Source organism: Streptomyces sp. NBC_01454, from assembly GCF_036227565.1.
In the GTDB taxonomy this organism is placed as follows: domain Bacteria; phylum Actinomycetota; class Actinomycetes; order Streptomycetales; family Streptomycetaceae; genus Streptomyces.
Genome location: NZ_CP109460.1, coordinates 130,979 through 147,811, shown reverse-complemented (window position 1 = coordinate 147,811; position 16,833 = coordinate 130,979). Strand labels below are relative to the sequence as shown.

Here is a 16,833-nt window from a genome sequence, read left to right as displayed (position 1 = left end):
CCCGGGGCCCCACGGCCCCGGGCCCATTGTCTGGGCGATTCACCAGACCCGGCCGGTGACCGTCGGCGGCGCGCCGCACAGCGGACACCATGGTCGGCAGGCCCACGGGCCCACGGGCCCATAAGACGAGGCCGCAGGGCCACGACACGAGGGAGAAGACACCATGAAGATCACGGTTGACCGGGACCGGTGTGTCGGCGCCGGGATGTGTGCGATGACCGCCGGTGAGGTCTTCGAGCAGCACGAGGACGACGGCCGTGTCGTGCTGCTGATGACCGAGCCGCCCGAGCGGTGGGCGGGCGACGTGGAAGAGGCGGAGCAACTGTGCCCGTCCCGGGCCATCACGGTGGACCCCGCCGCTTCCTGACCGGTGCGGCGAGGTCCGTCACGATGGGGTCAGGCGCGCCGGACCACCAGCGGCAGCCGCTCGGCGCCGAAGACATTGCTGCCGTGGAACGACAGCGGGGCGCCGGCATCCACCCGCACGGTGCGGAAGCGGTCCAGCATCAGCTCCAGCACGATCCGGCTCTCCAGCCGGGCGAGCGGGGCCCCGATGCAGTAGTGGATGCCATGACCGAACGCCGTCTGCCGGGAGTTGGACCGCTCCGGCACGAAGGCCGCGGGGTCGTCGAAGACCCGCTCGTCATGGTTGGCGGACAGCAGCCACAGATGGATCAGGGTGTTCGGCTCGATGACCTCCCCGGCGATCTCCACCTGCCGGGTCGGCACCCGCTCGACGCGGGTGAACGGCGGCCGGCAGCGCAGCGTCTCCTCGATCACCGCGGGTATCGCGGACCGGTCCGCGCGCAGCGCCTCCCAGCGCTCCGGCGCGCTGTCCAGGCACAGCAGGGTGTTGCCGAGCAGCACCGAGGTCGTGATGTGGCCCGCCAGCAGCAGCAGCGTGGCGAAGCTGACGATCTCGTCGTCGCACAGCCGCTGCCCGTCGACCTCCGCCTGGACCAGGGTGCCGATCAGATCGTCGTGCGGGGTGCGCCGGCGGGCGTCCACGAACTCCTGCAGGTACGCCGAGATCTCCTTGCCGGTCTGCTCCATGCGCCGCACGCTCTCCGGGTCCGACGCATCCGTGGCCAGCAGCTGCTCGCCCCACGCCTGGAACTTGCCGTGGTCGCGGAGCGGCACGCCCAGCATCGTCGCGATCACCATCACCGGCAGCGGATTGGCCACCGCGTCCACCAGGTCGAAGCGGTCAGCGTCGACCGCGTCGAGCAGCTCCCGGGTGAGGGTGGTGATCTGCGGGGCCAGTTCGGAGATCAGCCGGTTGGTGAACGCACGGCTGACCAGGCGGCGCAGCTTGCCGTGCTGCGGAGGGTCGAGCAGCAGCAGGACGCCGCTGGGTGTCTCACCGCCGCCGAGGCGCCCCACGGTGTCGGAGGAGTACAACCCCGGATCTGCCATGATGCGCACCACGTCCGCATGTCTGAAGACATGCGCGTTGCCCGACTCGTCCCGCCAGACCGGGCTTTCGTTCCGCATCCGGCGCATCCAGGCCAGCAACGTGGCTCCTCCGTCCGGTTCCACCGTCGGAGGCTGAACGACCTCCGGGCCGGGCGCCCACGGCGGGTGCGGCACATTCGGGAGGACGTTCGACATTTTCTGCGGCACCGGTGATTCCCCTTTCGCGCCGGCCCGGGCGCATACCGGAGCACGCGTCCTGCCGTCGAAGCCACCTCTTACAGGTAAGAACGAAGCTCAGCACGGCGGCGCGGCGCAGGACAGGAATGTGGCGAAGCGCTAGGGATTTCCCAATCCCGGGCCCGGCCACGGTGGAGTTTTGGTCCCACCCGGAGCCGCAGGGCAGTGGCGGCGTGCATCTGGCACCCGGGAGGCGGGCCGTGGGCCGGCAGGTCATTGTCTGGAGGAATCCCCAGACCATGGCGGCGCGGTACCGCGGTGCACTGTCCCAGACCACAGGATAAGCATCGACGCTATCCGCGCTTTGATCCGTGAAGGCGTGCCTCGCGGCCATGACGAGGCCACCCAAACTACGCGCGACCGAGAGGTGATCCCCCATGCGCGTGCTGTTCGCCGCACTGCCCGAGAGGTCCCATCTGTATCCCATGGTGCCGCTGGCCTGGGCGATGACCGCGGCAGGGCACGAGGTACGCATGGTGAACGCCCCGGCACTCACCGGCATCGTCACTGACACCGGCCTGGTCTCCGCTCCGGTCGGCCGTGATCACGGACTGCACGAGGCCATGAAACAGGCCCCCGAGTCACAGGACCAGGACGTCGCGAACTGGAGCCGACTGGGACCGGGGGAAGTGGACTGGCCCACCATCCGCGACCGTTACGAGACCAGCGTCCCCTACGGCTTCGCGCCCTACAACGATCCGATGATCGACGATGTGGCCGCCCTGGCAGTGAGCTGGCGGCCACATCTGGTCGTCCGGGACCCGCTCTGCTACGCGGGAGCCATCGCCGCCCGCGCCTGCGACGCCGTCCACGTCCGGCTGCTGTGGAGCGCCGATGTCTACAGCAGAGCACGTCAGACCTATCTCGCCCTGAAGGGCCAGGTCCCGCCCGAAGAGCGGGTGGACCCGCTTGCCGACTGGCTCGACAAGCGTGGCGCACCCTTCGGCGTCTCCTGCGACGAAGAGCTGCTCCACGGGCAGTACACCCTCGACACCCTGCCGCCGAGCATGCGGCCGCCCACCACACTGACGGCGCTGTCCATGCGCTATGTGCCGTACAACGGGGACGCGGTGTGGTGGCAGTGGCTGCGCGAGGCTCCCGAGCGGCCGCGAGTCTGTCTGTCCCTCGGAACGACCAACACCGAGGCATACGGCGGCGATTACGTCTCCGTCCCCGACATCCTCGGGGCGCTGGCTTCGCTCGACGTCGAGGTGGTCGCCGCGCTCCTTCCACAGCAACGGGAGGCGCTCGTCGATATCCCTGCCAATGTGCGCGTCGTCGAAGGCGTGGCGCTGCACACCCTGCTGCCCAGTTGCTCGGCCGTCATCCACCACGGTGGCTGGGGTACTTTCGCCACCGCCCTAGTCAACGCGGTCCCGCAACTCACCCTCTCCACCAATGTCGTCGACCTGGAGTGGCGGGGCCGGTCCCTGGAGCGCGCCGGCGCAGGTATCCACGCCCACCACAGCGAGGTCACCGCCGATCTGGTGCTCCGGCACACCCGGCAGATCCTCGAAGATCCGGGCTTCACCTCCGCCGCGCAGCGCTTGCGCGACGAGGCGGTGGCGATGCCCAGCCCGCGCGACATGGTCGCCACTCTGGAGCAACTGGTCGCGAAGCGCTGAACGGGCCCGTCGGCCGGCGACCGACAAACCCTCCCCCTGACACCACTCGCCCCTGGATGGAAACTGTGAAGGCTCTTGTGCTCTCGGGAGGCGCTGGTACGCGCCTGCGGCCCATCACCCACACCTCTGCCAAACAACTCGTCCCGGTCGCCAACAAGCCGATCCTCTTCTACGTGCTGGAGGCCATCGCCGAGACCGGCATCAGCGACGTCGGCATGATCGTCGGTGACACCGGGCCGGAGATCCGCGCGGCGGTCGGCGACGGCTCACAGTTCGGCCTGCGCGTGACCTACATTCCGCAGAGCGCCCCGCTCGGCCTCGCCCACGCCGTCGTCATCGCCCGCGATTTCCTGGGCGACGACGACTTCCTGATGTACCTGGGCGACAACTTCATCTCCGGCGGCATCACCGATCTCGTCGAGGGCTTCCGCAAGGAGCGCCCCGACGCGCAGCTCGTGCTCAGCCGGGTCCCCGACCCCACCGCCTTCGGCGTGGCCGAACTGGACGCCACGGGCAGGGTCACCGGCCTGGAGGAGAAGCCGCAGCACCCCAAGAGCGACCTGGCGCTGGTCGGCGTCTACCTGTTCACCCCCGCGGTGCACGAGGCGGTACGGGCCATCCGGCCGTCCGCGCGCGGCGAACTGGAGATCACCGACGCCGTGCAGTGGATGGTCGAGGCCGGCCAGGACATCCGCTCCGGCGAACTGTCCGGCTACTGGCGGGACACCGGCAGCGTCGTCGACATGCTGGAGGTCAACCGCATGCTGCTGGAGAGCCAGGAACGCTGCATCGAGGGCTCCGTGGACAGCGCGAGTGAGGTCCTCGGCCGGGTGCGCATCGGGCCGGGCGCGACGATCCGCGCCTCGCGCATCGTCGGGCCGGCCGTGATCGGTGCCGGCACCGTCGTCACCGACTCCTACATCGGCCCGTCCACCTCCATCGCGGAGGACTGCCGCATCCACGACAGCGAACTCGCCTCCTCGATCGTGCTGCGCGGCTCGTCGTTCGAGAGCGTGCGCCGGGTCGAGGCCTCGCTGGTCGGACGCAACGCCCAAGTGGCGCTCGCCCCGCAGCGCCCGGTGGCCCACCGGCTGGTCATCGGCGACCACGCGAGGGTCCACATCCAGTCCTGACGCCGCCCGCGCGGCGGGCTGACTCATCCCACCCGCACCGAACAACGGAAGGGGGTAGGCGCTCCACCGGCCTGGCTCCCAGGCCCCGCGCCACAACCTCGATGAGCCCCACGAGAATCCTGGTGACCGGCGGCGCCGGCTTCATCGGTTCGCACTTCGTCCGTACGCTCCTGGGACCCTTCGGGCCGGGCGACGTCCAGATCACCGTGCTCGACAGTCTCACCTACGCGGCGAGCCCGGCCAACCTCGATGAGGTCCGCCACCTCGACAGCTTCCGCTTCTTCGCCGGCGACATCTGCGACGAGGCACTGGTCGGCGAGCTGATCGCCCACCACGACCAGATCGTCCACTTCGCGGCCGAGTCCCATGTCGACCGCTCCATACGCAGCTCCGCGGAGTTCATCCGCACCAACATCCTGGGCACCCAGGTCCTGCTCGACGCCGCGCTCCGGCACGGCATCGACACCTTCGTCCACGTCTCGACCGACGAGGTCTACGGTTCGATTGCCACCGGGTCCTCCTCGGAGACCCATCTGGTCGAGCCCAACTCCCCGTACGCGGCCTCCAAGGCCTCCAGCGATCTGATCGCCCTCGCGTACCACCGCACCCACGGCATCGATGTGCGGGTCACCCGCTGCTCCAACAATTACGGGCACCGCCAGTTCCCGGAGAAGCTCATCCCGCTGTTCGTGACCAACCTCCTGGACGGCAAGAAGGTCCCGCTTTACGGCGACGGCCTGCACATCCGCGACTGGCTGCACATCGACGACCACGTCCAGGGCATCGAGCTGGTCCGCACCGCCGGCCGCCCCGGCGAGGTCTACAACATCGGCGGCGGCACCGAACTGAGCAACCGGGACCTGACCGATCTGCTGCTGGAGACCTGTGGCGTCGGGCCGGAGATGATCGAGTACGTCGACGACCGCAAGGGTCACGACCGGCGCTACTCCGTCAACTGGAGCAAGATCCAGACCGAGCTGGGCTACAAGCCGGGCAAGGACTTCGCCGACGGGCTGGCCGAGACGGTCGCCTGGTACCGCGACAACCGTGACTGGTGGGAGCCGCTCAAGCAACGCGCCGAGCTGCTCGCCGAGACATGCTGAGGGCGGAGCACGACAACGTGAGCACGGCGGAAGACCCGGACGGTAGCCACCGCCGGATCATCGTCCTCGGCGCGACCGGAGCCGTCGGCCGCCACGTCTGTGCGGCGCTACGCGCCGCCGGCGGGGAGCTGCTGACGGTGGCACGCCGGCCGGGCCCCGCGACCGGGGCAGGACGGTTCTTCCCGATGGACCTGATCGGCGAGGGACCGGACGGCCTGGCCCGCCTCATCGACGCTGAGCGGCCCCACGCCGTGGTGAACGCCGCCGGCGCCGCATGGCTGTGTTCGCCGGAGGTCATGTGGCAGGCCAACCACGTCCTGGTCGACAAGGTGCTGGCGGCCATGGCCGCCGCCTCCTGGCGCCCCAGGCTGGTCCACGTGGGCTCGGTGCACGAGTACACCCCGCAGCCGCCGGGCATCTCGTTGGACGAGCGGACGCCGACCCGGCCGACCACGCTGTACGGGCGGACGAAACTGCAGGGGACCGAAGCGGTCCGCACGGCCGCCGCGGCCGGGCAGGTGGCGGCGGTCGTCCTGCGGGTATCGAACACGATCGGCGCAGGCACCTCACCGGGCAGCCTGCTGGGGCGCGTCGCGGCGCAACTGAGGGCCGTGGAGACGGACGAGGAAGCAATAGTGCGGCTCAGCCCGCTGCGGGCGAGCCGGGACTTCGTCGACGCCCGGGACGCCGCGGACGCGGTGCTGGCGGCGGCGGCCCTGCCGCTCGGCAACGAGCTCATCAACGTCGGGCGGGGCGAGGCGGTCCCCGTGCGCACCATGGTGGAGCGGCTGATCGCCGTCAGCGGCCGGCAGGCACGGATCGTCGAGGAGGCGGAGCCCGACGCCCGGGCCGCCGCCGGGACCGACTGGATGCGGGTGGAGACCGCCATGGCCAGACGGCTGCTCCACTGGAATGTGCGCCACGGCATCGACAGTTCGGTACGCGACCTGTGGGAGGCCACCGCCCCCGGGGCCGAACCGTCGCCCCCGGACCACCCGGCAGCCGCCGTGCCGGCCTCGCCCCGGCCGGAGACCGCGGACGACCCCCGTTGTGGTGGCAGCACGAGCAGCTGGCCTCCGCCGATCCGCCCCCTACCGCAGCCCGAATGAAGGTGTCGATGTGTCAGCATTCGCAGCCACCCCCAGGCGGCATGTCGCCGTGTTCGTGTTCGCCGACTTCGGGCACATCAGCCCGACGCTCGGCCTGACCCGCGAACTCATCCGCCGCGGGCACCGGGTGACGTATTTCGTCGATCACCAGTACCGCGAGGTGGTCGAGCGTACCGGCGCCCGGGCCGTGGTCTACACGTCCCGGCGCGGTGCGTTCGCCAAGGTGCCCGACGCCGACGGGACCCGTATGGCGGCCGAAGGCCATGACCTGTTGGTCGAGTCGATGGAGCGGGTCTATCCGCTCGCGCTCTCCACCCTGGCGGCCGACCCGCCGGACATCGTGCTCTACGATTTCGAGTCGTTTCCGGCCGCGCGGATGATCGCGCACACCCTCGGCTGCGTCCCGACCGTGCAGCTGGGCATCAGCCATGCGGCGAACGAAGTGTTCTCCATGCGCAAGCTGCTGTTCGACCCCGACGCCCCGTCGATGCGCGAGGGCGGGGCGGCACTGATGCGGTTCGCCGGGAACAACGACCTCGCCCCGGACGGGCTGGACCGCTTCCTGCGGGAGTGGGACGACCGCAACCTGGCCTTCCTGCCGCGCGAGTTCCAGATCGAGGGCACCACGTTCGACGAGAGCTATGCCTTCGTCGGGCCCACGATCACCGAGCTCGAGGGGGACGTGCCGTGGTCGCCGCCGGCCGACGGCAGGCGGACCGCGCTGGTCTCCCTCGGGACCGAGTCCAACCGGCAGCGTGACTTCTTCCGTACCTGTGCGGATGCCTTCGACGGAGCCGAGTGGCAGGTGGTGATGACCCTCGGCCGTGAGGCGGACCTCGCCGGCCTCGGCGACCTCCCGCCGCATGTACAGGCCTACCGGTGGCTGCCGCACCCGGCGGTACTGCCGCACGCCGACGTCCTGGTCTGCCACGGTGGCATGAGCTGTCTCATGGAGGCGCTGCACTTCGCCACACCCGTGGTCGTGGTGCCCCAGGGCTTCGAACACATCCTGACTGCACGGCGCGTGGCGGAGCTGGGCCTGGGCCGGATGATCGACCGCGACCGGCTGACCGCGGACACCCTGGGCGCCGCCGTGGGCGACATCGTGGCCGACCCGGAGATCCCGGAGCGGATGGCCTGGATGCGCGCCAGCGTGCGCGGGGCAGGCGGCGCGGCACGGGCCGCGGGCCTGTTGGAGCAGTGGGCCGCCCCCTCCGCCTCGACAGTGGCGACCTGACCTCAGTCGTGCGCCCCGCGCGGCCGGCCGACGGGCGGAGCCCGACGCACCTCATGTGCGTCGGGCTCAGCCCGTCCTGGGCCTTTGTCAGGTGCGGGAGGTGACGAACTCGGTGATACTCCGGATGCTGTGGTCGATCATCTCGCCGGTCAGCCCGGGGAACACCCCGATCCAGAAGGTGCGCTCGGCCATGGTGTCGCTGTTGGTCAGCGGCCCGCTCACCCGGAACTCCCGTGACAGATAGGCCGGGTGGCGGATGAGGTTACCGGCGAAGAAGCGGCGGGTGGCCACCCGCCGGGACTCCAGGTGTTCGATCATGTCGGCGGTCGAGAAGGGCGCGCCGTCCCGGACGGTGATCACAAAGCCGAACCAGCTCGGGTCGCTGTCGGGCGTGGGTTCGGGAAGCAGGAGATGGGGCAGGCCGTCCAGCCCGGCACGCAGCCGTGACCAGTTGCGCCGCCGGGCGGCACCGAAATCCTCGATCCTGGTGAACTGCGAGAGGCCGAGCGCGGCCTGCAGGTCGGTCGACTTCAGGTTGTACCCGACGTGCGAGAAGATGTACTTGTGGTCGTAGCCGTGCGGCAGGTCGCCCATCTGCTGCTCGAACCGCTTGAAGCAGCGATTGTCCTCACCGGGCTCGCACCAGCAGTCGCGCCCCCAGTCCCGCAGTGACTCCACGATCCGGGCCAGCACCATGTTGTCCGTCACCACGCACCCGCCCTCGCCCATGGTGATGTGGTGGGCCGGATAGAAGCTCTCCGTCGCCACGTCCCCGAAGGTCCCGGTCAGCTTGCCGCGATAGGTACTGCCCAGTGCATCGCAGTTGTCCTCGATCAGGAACATGCCCCGCTCGTCGGCGATCTTCGCGACCTCCTCGACGGCGAACGGGTTGCCGAGCGCATGGGCGATCATGATGGCCCGGGTGCGCGGGCCGATGGCCTCCTCGATACGTTCCGGGGACGCGTTGTACGTACCGAGTTCGACGTCGATGAAGACCGGTACCAGACCGTTTTGAATGATCGGGTTCACCGTCGTGGGGAAACCGGCTGCCACCGTGACGACCTCGTCCCCCGGCATCAGCCGCAGATCCTCCAACTGGGGCGAGGTCAGCGCACTGAGCGCCAGCAGATTGGCCGACGAGCCGGAGTTGGTCAGATGCGCCTTCCGCAGCCCGAAGAACTTGGCGAGCGCACGCTCGAACCTGCGGGAACTGGTCCCGGCCGCGATCCGCAGGTCGAGGGCCGCTGCGACAAGGGCGACCCGGTCGTCCTCGTCGAGGACGGCGCCTGAGGCCGGCACCGGCGTCACCCCTGGCACGAATCCGGAAGCGACGTTCCCCTGGTGGTACTCGCGTACCAGCTCCAGAATGTCACTCTTGCTGTACCCCATCGACTGCCGCCTCCTGTGAGTGTCCTGCTCGAAGTTCCGTCGCGCTGCCCCAGGGTGTGATCCCGGTGCGCGGCGCCGCGCGCGAATGATCCGACGATTCGCCACGCGGCACACAGGCGTTGCGTATCCGGTCGGCTGATCGGGGGCCTTCACTTCAGCACGCCGCTCCGGCAGGGGCCAGATCGGCTCGTGAAGTCTAGGAATTGCCATAGAGCCGTGGCGGTGAACCACCATGCCCTTGCCCGGATCGCCGACGGAGCACACGGGATGAGCCTTTCCACATGATCGCGCTGCGCAGGAGTGCGGCCGGACAAGTCCTAGGGAATCTCCCACCATCGCACTGCAGATACTGGTGCCGGACAGGCAAGCGTTTCTCGCGGTCGTGTGCCGGCGGCGTAGGCCTTTGCCCGGCAGACGCGAGGGCGTTCCGCCGGGCCCGGAGCTGTGCCGGGCATCGGAAGTGCGGGCGGGAAGGTGCCGGGGGTGCCCGGGCGGCCCGTGTCGCCCCGATGCCGGAACCCCATTCCCCGATGTGTTGGGAGCGCCTGAGAGTGAGTGCCACGATGCGCACCGAACTGATGCGGCCGCCGGACGAGCCGCACGACGCCGGTGCGGCCCCCGCCGTGGGGGCCGCAGCCACCGAGCACCCCCTGCTGGGCGCGACCGTGGAGCTCCCCGACTCCGAGGCGGTGCTGTTCACCGGGCGCCTTTCGGCACCGACCCACGACTGGCTGGCCCACCACCGGGTGGCCGAGCGCACCGTTGTACCCGGCTCGGCGCTGGTCGAGCTGGCGGTCCGTGCGGGTGACGAGGTGGGCTGCGGCCTGCTGGAGGAGCTCTCCCTGGAGGCGCCGCTGGTCCTTCCGGAGCAGGGCGCCGTCCAGCTCCGGGTGATGGTCGGCGCACCGGACGTGACCGGCCGCCGGCCGGTCACCGTCCACGCCCGGCGGGACGACGGGGGCACCGGCCGGCCGTGGACCTGCCATGCCACCGGCACCGTCGCCGCGAGCGGTCCCGCCCCGTCGTGGCGCCTCGACGTCTGGCCCCCGGCCGAGTCCACCGCTGTGGAGACCACCGAGCTGTACCCCGCACTGGCCGCCGCCGGCCACGAGTACGGCCCTGCCTTCCAAGGGGTGCGGGGGGTGTGGCGGCGCGGCGACGACCTCTTCGCCGAGATCGCCCTTCCCGAGGAGCATCGCGCGCAGGCCGCGGCGTTCGGCCTGCACCCCGCCCTGCTGGACGCGGCGCTGCACCCGCTGTGGGCGCAGGGCGGCGACGACGACGCGCGAACGGCGAGGGAGCCGGGCCGGTGGCGGGGGGTGTGCCTGCACAGGGCGGGAGCGTCGGTCCTGCGCGTACGGATCACCTGGGCGCCGTCAGGGGAGTGCACTGTCGTTGCCGCCGACGCGACCGGCAGGCCGGTGCTCACCGTCGAGCACCTTGAACCGCGAGCGGTGTCCCCCCACGCCTTCCGGGGCGCGGGCGCGGCCCAGCAGGACAGCCTGTTCCGGGTGGAGTGGACCGATGCGCCGAGCGCGTCGGTCGCGGTGGACGTCCCCACCTCGTGGGCCGTCGTGGGCGACGACCCGCTCCGGGCGCGGTCCGGACTGATGCGGGCCGGACAGTACGCCGAGCGGTACCCGACGCTGGAGGCCCTGGCCAAGGAGATCGACGGCGGCGCGTCCGTACCGGACGTCGTGGTGGTGACCGCAAGCACGGAGACCGGCGGTGTCGACACCGCGGACACCGTCCACCGGCTGACCCGGCAGGCACTGTCCTGGGCCCAGGAGTGGCTGCGGACTCCCGCCTTCACCGCCGCCACGCTGCTCGTCCTCACCCGTGACGCGGTCGCCGCCTGGGACGAGACCACCGCGCCGGACCTCGCCGCGGCCGCCGTGTGGGGGCTGATCGCCTCGGCGCAGACCGAGGCGCCCGGCCGCTTCCGCCTCGTCGATACCGACGCGAGCAAGGCCGCCTGGCGTACCCTGCTCACCGTCGCCGGGTCCGACGAGTCCCAACTCGCGCTGCGCAAGGGCGCCTCACGTGTGCCCCGGCTGGTCCGGCGCGCCGCCCCGGCCGAGCGCGCGCCGCTGTTCGCCGGTCGGCGCGGCACGGTCCTCCTCACGGGCGGCACCGGCCTGTTGGGCGCAGCCCTTGCCCGACACCTCATCACCGAACACGGCGTACACGACCTGCTGTTGACCAGCCGCCGTGGACCTGACGCCCCGGGTGCCGCGGAACTGTGCGCCGAGCTGACCGCGCTCGGCGCACAGGTGACGCTCGCGGCGTGCGACGTGGCCGACCGCGGTGCGGTGGACCTCCTGCTGGCAACGCTGCCGGACGACCGACCGCTCACTGCCGTGGTGCACGCGGCAGGCGTCGCCGACAACGGGATCGTGCTGTCCCTGACGCCCGGCCGGCTGGAGGCGGTGCTGCGGCCCAAGGTGGACGCCGCGCTGGTCCTGCACGAGGCGACCAAGGGCCTGGACCTGTCGGCCTTCCTGGTGTTCTCGTCCATCGCGGGGGTACTGGGCGGCGCAGGCCAGGGCAACTACGCCGCGGCCAACGTCTTCCTGGACGCTTTTGCTCGGCACCGCCGGGCGCAGGGCGCCCCGGCCCTGTCCATCGCCTGGGGCCTGTGGGCCGGCCGGGACGTCCCGGCGCCCGGCTCCGCCCGGCTGCCGGTGCAGCCCCTCCCCATGGCCGAGGGCCTGGAACTGTTCGATGCGGTGCGCGGCCTGGACGAGGGCCATGTGGTCGCGGCACGGCTGGACGGCGCCGAAATCCGCGCCCAGGCCGCGGCCGGCGGCCTCCCGCCCCTGCTGCGCGCACTGGTGCGAAGGCCGGCCCGGCCGGTGGCGCAGGACGAGCCGGCGGAGGCGTCCGCGCTGCGCCACCGCCTCGCCACGATGACCGACGCCGAGCGGGACGAGACCCTCCTCGAACTGGTACGCCGGCACGTGGCCGCCGGCCTGGGCCAGGCCGCTGCCGAGGAGATCGGACCGGACCACGCGTTCCGGGATCTCGGCTTCGACTCGCTGACGGCCCTGACGGTCCGCAACGCACTGAACGAGGCCACCCAACTCGCCCTGCCCCCCGCGGTGGTGTTCGACTTCGCCAGCCCGCAAGCGCTGGCGCAGCACCTCAAGACAGAACTGCTCGCATGCTGACCGGCCTCGGCGCCACACGGAATGAGGAGATTGTTCGTGAAGGTGGATGACGTCTACATCGACTCCCTGGGAGTGTTCCTTCCTGAATGGCTGAGCGTGGAGCAGGCGGTCGCCGACGGCATCCTGGACCCGGAGATTCCCAAGACCAACGGACTCACCGGCACCTACGCCGCGGGGGACATCCCGGCGATGGACATGGCGGTCAGCGCCGCCCGGACCGCCCTGGAGCGCTCGAAGACGGATGTCGACGCCATCGACGGACTTATTCACAGTGCGGTCAACTACCAGGGACCCGTGGGGTCTTACCCGCCGGGCTACATCATGCGCGAGCTCGGCATCGGGAAGGCCACGGCGCAGTACCTCCGGCAGGGGTGCAACGGCATGCTGGGGTCCCTGGAGGTGGCCATCGGACAGATGACGGGTGCCGCGGAAGCCGAGGCGATACTGCTGACCTCGGGCGAGAACTTCACCGCGCCGGGAGCTGACCGCTGGAACGACGGCTTCGGTCAGTCGCACTTCTTCTCCGACGGCGGCATGGCGGTTCTGCTCAACGCCGACGAAGGGTTCGCCCAGGTGCGTTCCCTGAGTTCCGGCGTCCTGAGCCCACTGGAAAAGTGGCACCGCGGCAATGGGCCGCTGTTGGAGCCCGGGAGTCCCGAGGAAACGCAGAGCATGCCCGAGCGGGCGCAGCACTTCAATGAAACCGAAATGCCGCTGTCCGAGGCCCTGGAGAAGATCACGCACTTCAACATGGACGTCATTCACGAGTCCCTGGTGGACGCCGAGCTCAACGCCTCCGACCTCGCCAAGGTCGTCATGATCAATATGGACGGGCGGATGCTGGAGTGGGGGACGATGATGCCGCTCGGCCTCCCCATGGAGCGGTCGAGCTTCGATTTCGGGAGGTCGGTCGGGCACGTGGGAGGGGCCGATGTCTTCATTTCGCTGGAGCATCTGGTCCGTACGGGCGAGGTGGGTACGGGTGATAACGTCCTGTTGTTTTCCCAGGCGCCCGGTTGGCTCTGCACGGCGAGCGTGGTGACCGTGCTGAATCCGCCCCCGTGGGCCGTGTGACACCTCGGCGAACGACCGCACCGGGGGGGACGGGACCGAGGAAGAGACGGAACGGCGCACACCTGCCGTGCCGGGCCCGGGTGCCGAGCTCCTGTGGGGTGCTTGAGGGTGACAATGTGCAGTGGCAGAGGGTGTAGAGGGTGAGGAACGCTGTGGTGGCTACAGGTACAGTGGTGCGATTTGACGAGGTGCGCGGGTACGGCTTCATCGCCCCCGACGCCGGTGGCGAGGACGTCTTCGTCCATGCCAACGACTTGCGGGACGACAAGCACCTGTTCGGCAGTGGGCTCAGGGTCGAGTACACCACGGAGGTCGGGGAGCGCGGGCTCAAGGCCAGCGACGTAAAGCTGCTGGGGCCCGTGCGCGCGGCCGCGGTGCGGCGGCCGGCTCCGGTGGCCGGCGGTCCGGAAGGGCAGGGGAGCGCGGAGTCCGAGGCGGACCTGTTGTGCGATGTCCTGTCCCACGCCGAATTCCGGAACGAACTGACCGAGGCGCTGCTCGAAGCTGCTCCCTCGCTCACCGCGGCACAGCTCGTTCAGGTACGCAAGCGCGTCATGGAACTGGTCGCTGCGCACAATTGGACCGAAGCCTGATCCACCGCCCCGGCGACGGGCTGGAACGAGGCAGGGCGGAGGAATCAGTGCCGTCCCGGCGCCGCGAGCGTCGGACACCCGCTGATACCTCCGCCCTTCGGTGTGTCTCCGCCCCCTTGGTGACATCCAGCGCCGGGCGGCCGCTGCGCACACCATGAATCAACTAGTCATGCAGCGCCCTCGTTGACACCGCATTTCAGGACCCCGCACGCTCGCAAGGAAACCCGGATCCGGGTAGGGCCCGCCGGCCTGTCCGTGCTCAGCCGGAGTTCCCTGCGGCCCTGTACTCAACGAGGAGAAGCGTCGCCGTGTCCAGCCATATTGCTGTTCTCTGCATTCCCGCTCACGGGCATATGCGTCCCTCCCTGGCCGTCACCGAAGAGCTTGTGCGCAGGGGGCACCGCGTAAGCTTTCTGACGCCGGGAGGATTCACCGGGGCCGTCGAGCAAACCGGCGCCCGCGTGGTGCCCTACGATTCGCCGCTGGCCGAGGCGTTTACCGCCGGGCAGGACGTAGATCTCCCCCCTGACCAAATGGCCTGGTCACTCGTCATGCTCCAATACGAGAGCGAGGCAGTGATGCGGGCGGCCGAGGAACACCTCACCGACGATCCGCCCGATCTCCTCTTCCACGACACATCCCTTTCCTTCGCAGGCCGGGCCCTGGGACTGCTCTGGAACCGCCCCGTCGTGCAGTCCATCCCCGCCATGGGTTCCAATGCGCACTACTCGGACCTCGACACCATGTTCGCCATGATCGGCGTCCCCGAGGACCACCCGGCGTTCCCCGAAGTCTTCCGCCGCGCCGGAGAGGTCGCCGAGGAACGCGGGCTCTCCGCCACCGTCGAGGAACTGCTGGGCTGGCACCGGCCGGTGGACAGCGTGGTGTACGCACCCCGAGTGTTCCAGACCGCCCAGGAGACCTTCGGCGACGAGACCGCCTTCGTCGGGCCGTGCTTCCTCACGGAAGACCTCACTGCCACCTGGGACGCCCCGCAGGACGACACCCCCCTGGTCGTGATCTCCATGGGGACCATGTCCCAAGCGCAGTCGGAGTTCTTCCGCACCTGCGTGCGTGCGCTCAGTGGCCGGCCCTGGCGCGCCGTCATCACGGTGGGCAACGGCTTCGACACCACCACACTGGGGGCCGTGCCCGCCAACATCGAGGTGCATCCGTGGATCCCCCAGATCGCCGCCCTGGAACATGCCGATGTGTTCGTGACCTCCGGCGGCCTGGGAAGCCTCATGGGCGCGGTGCACACCGGCACCCCGATGATCATGGCACCTCATCTGCCGGAGCATCAGGTCACCTGCGCACGCGCGGCGGAGCTGGGGCTGGGAGTGCTGCTCGACCACCCCCGGGAGACCACTGAGGAGCAGATCGTCACCACCTTGCAGCACCTGATCGCCGACGAGGCCACACGTACCCGGCTGCGCCGTATGCGGGAGCTGACGGACGCCGCCGGCGGAGTGACCCGTGCGGCGGACATGCTGGAATCGCGGGTCCGGGTGGCCGGCTGAGCACATGTCACCGAAGGTGTGCCGCTGGACGGGCGAGGAAACCCGCTGCTGCTGACGGCTTCGGTGACCGTCCCCAAGAAGGCCGGAGCGCCGGGGCAAGCCCTTTGACGGGCTCGCCCCGGCGCTCCGGCCTGTGCCGCGGAAGAAGGCGGGGGTGCCGTCACTCCGCCCAGGTGGGGAGTTCGCTGATGGTGACGACGCACGCGGTGCAGATCCAGCCGGGGCCCTGGGAGATCAGCAGGACGTGGTCACCCGGGCCGACCTCCCGCGTGCGGACCAGATGCTCCAGCGAGAGGAAGACGTCCGCGCCGCCGACATGACCGACGCCCTTGCCGATGTCGAAGGACGACTTCGACATCGGCAACCCGAGCGGCGTCATGACCGAGAACTCGATCATCCGGCCGTCCATGTGGATCGGCACCACCTTGGCGAGGTCGGACGCGTTCACGTCGGCGTCGACCAGGGCCCGGTGGATGACGCCCAGGTCGAAGACGCTCAGCTTCTCCAGCGTCTCCGACAGCGACAGTTCCGTCTCGGTGAACCGCTCGGCCCGCTCCGCCATGTCCGCCATCGACCCGGGCTCATCGCGCAGCAGCAGCGGGGCGTCGCCGCGGTGCCACTTCTCCAGGGCGGGCAGCAGTCCGGCGTGCAGCGACCGCACCTCGGCGAAACCCTCCTCTGCGCTGAGCAGAGCGGCGGCGCCCCCATCGCCCAGGAAGTACGACTGGCCGTAGCCCGTCCACCGGTCGATCTCCGGGGAGGTGAAGTTCTCTCCCGTGGTCAGCAGCACGGCCTCCGTCTCCGAGGCACCGGTGATCTGGCCGATGGCCACCTCCAAGGCGCCCAGCATGCCGTTGCAGCCCTGCTGGAGGTAGAGCGCGGAGACACCCTCCAGGCCCAGCTCCCGCTGGATGTACCCCGGTGGATAGGAGCCCGCGGGCCCTTGGTAGTAGACCCCGCTGTGGAGGTGCGACGCTATCTCGTCGGGGTCGAGCTTCGAACGCTCCAGGGCGGTCCGGGCAGCCGACACCGCCAGGTCGACGGCCGGCACGTCCTTGGACACATGGGTTCCGGTGAGTCCGTTCGCCGCCGGCACCTCCGAGCCGAGGAGGCCGTCGGCCACGGCCTGTTCCGCGCTCACCCACTCGTGCAGAGTGACTCCCAGTGAGTTGATGTGGACGTTCTCTACCCTCATGCGGGATCTCTCCGTTTCCGTCCGGCCCCGGG

At 70.1% G+C, this 16,833-nt stretch carries 13 protein-coding genes; 10 read left to right on the top strand and 3 right to left on the bottom strand.

The window, feature by feature from the left end; translation table 11 throughout:
• Positions 1-163: 163 nt before the first annotated feature.
• Positions 164-367 (top strand): ferredoxin, encoded by a 204-nt coding sequence (locus tag OIU81_RS00605; RefSeq protein WP_329141945.1) that lies wholly within the window; start codon positions 164-166, stop codon positions 365-367.
• 29 nt (positions 368-396) lie between these two features.
• On the opposite strand, the gene OIU81_RS00600 is transcribed toward OIU81_RS00605, so the two are convergent.
• Positions 397-1,539 (bottom strand): cytochrome P450, encoded by a 1,143-nt coding sequence (locus tag OIU81_RS00600; RefSeq protein ID WP_329141943.1) that lies wholly within the window; start codon positions 1,537-1,539, stop codon positions 397-399.
• Between the two features lie 491 nt (positions 1,540-2,030).
• Here OIU81_RS00600 and OIU81_RS00595 point away from each other — a divergent pair, with 491 nt between their 5' ends.
• From OIU81_RS00595 to OIU81_RS00575, 5 genes are all read left to right on the top strand, one after another.
• A complete protein-coding gene (locus tag OIU81_RS00595; protein ID WP_329141941.1) occupies positions 2,031-3,278 on the top strand; it encodes an activator-dependent family glycosyltransferase in 1,248 nt (415 codons plus the stop codon).
• A 65-nt stretch (positions 3,279-3,343) separates the two neighbouring features.
• Positions 3,344-4,411 carry a glucose-1-phosphate thymidylyltransferase gene (locus OIU81_RS00590; protein WP_329154771.1) on the top strand — a complete coding sequence of 356 codons (1,068 nt, stop codon included), beginning with the start codon at positions 3,344-3,346 and terminating at the stop codon, positions 4,409-4,411.
• A 101-nt stretch (positions 4,412-4,512) separates the two neighbouring features.
• Complete coding sequence (gene rfbB, locus OIU81_RS00585; protein WP_329141939.1) at positions 4,513-5,514, top strand: dTDP-glucose 4,6-dehydratase; 1,002 nt, start codon at positions 4,513-4,515, stop codon at positions 5,512-5,514.
• Positions 5,515-5,531: 17 nt separating this feature from the next.
• Positions 5,532-6,623, top strand: a complete 1,092-nt coding sequence (locus OIU81_RS00580) for an NAD-dependent epimerase/dehydratase family protein (RefSeq protein WP_329141937.1) — start codon at positions 5,532-5,534, stop codon at positions 6,621-6,623.
• Between the two features lie 10 nt (positions 6,624-6,633).
• The gene (locus OIU81_RS00575) at positions 6,634-7,860 is read left to right on the top strand and encodes a macrolide family glycosyltransferase (RefSeq protein WP_329141935.1); all 1,227 of its coding nucleotides are present in this window, start codon (positions 6,634-6,636) and stop codon (positions 7,858-7,860) included.
• An 87-nt stretch (positions 7,861-7,947) separates the two neighbouring features.
• Here the strand turns inward: OIU81_RS00575 and rfbH are convergent, their stop codons facing one another.
• The gene (gene rfbH / locus OIU81_RS00570) at positions 7,948-9,249 is read right to left on the bottom strand and encodes a lipopolysaccharide biosynthesis protein RfbH (RefSeq protein WP_329141933.1); all 1,302 of its coding nucleotides are present in this window, start codon (positions 9,247-9,249) and stop codon (positions 7,948-7,950) included.
• Between the two features lie 551 nt (positions 9,250-9,800).
• Between rfbH and OIU81_RS00565 the strand changes: the two genes are divergently transcribed.
• From OIU81_RS00565 to OIU81_RS00550, 4 genes are all read left to right on the top strand, one after another.
• A complete protein-coding gene (locus OIU81_RS00565; protein WP_329141931.1) occupies positions 9,801-12,419 on the top strand; it encodes a type I polyketide synthase in 2,619 nt (872 codons plus the stop codon).
• 36 nt (positions 12,420-12,455) lie between these two features.
• On the top strand, positions 12,456-13,493 hold the full coding sequence (locus OIU81_RS00560) for a ketoacyl-ACP synthase III family protein (RefSeq protein ID WP_329141929.1): 1,038 nt from the start codon (positions 12,456-12,458) through the stop codon (positions 13,491-13,493).
• 155 nt (positions 13,494-13,648) lie between these two features.
• Positions 13,649-14,086: a cold-shock protein gene (locus tag OIU81_RS00555; protein WP_329141928.1), complete on the top strand. Its 438-nt coding sequence runs from the start codon at positions 13,649-13,651 to the stop codon at positions 14,084-14,086.
• Positions 14,087-14,394: 308 nt separating this feature from the next.
• Positions 14,395-15,606 carry a macrolide family glycosyltransferase gene (locus OIU81_RS00550; RefSeq protein WP_329141926.1) on the top strand — a complete coding sequence of 404 codons (1,212 nt, stop codon included), beginning with the start codon at positions 14,395-14,397 and terminating at the stop codon, positions 15,604-15,606.
• Between the two features lie 160 nt (positions 15,607-15,766).
• Here the strand turns inward: OIU81_RS00550 and OIU81_RS00545 are convergent, their stop codons facing one another.
• Complete coding sequence (locus tag OIU81_RS00545; RefSeq protein WP_329141924.1) at positions 15,767-16,801, bottom strand: ketoacyl-ACP synthase III family protein; 1,035 nt, start codon at positions 16,799-16,801, stop codon at positions 15,767-15,769.
• Positions 16,802-16,833: the final 32 nt, after the last annotated feature.

What these genes read in the sequence shown, in the direction of transcription:
- OIU81_RS00605 (WP_329141945.1), top strand. Translation starts at nt 164, where the DNA reads ATGAAGATCACGGTTGACCGGGACCGGTGTGTCGGCGCCGGGATGTGT.
- OIU81_RS00595 (WP_329141941.1), top strand. Translation starts at nt 2,031, where the DNA reads ATGCGCGTGCTGTTCGCCGCACTGCCCGAGAGGTCCCATCTGTATCCC.
- rfbB (WP_329141939.1), top strand. Translation starts at nt 4,513, where the DNA reads ATGAGCCCCACGAGAATCCTGGTGACCGGCGGCGCCGGCTTCATCGGT.
- rfbH (WP_329141933.1), bottom strand. Translation starts at nt 9,249, where the DNA reads ATGGGGTACAGCAAGAGTGACATTCTGGAGCTGGTACGCGAGTACCAC.
- OIU81_RS00545 (WP_329141924.1), bottom strand. Translation starts at nt 16,801, where the DNA reads ATGAGGGTAGAGAACGTCCACATCAACTCACTGGGAGTCACTCTGCAC.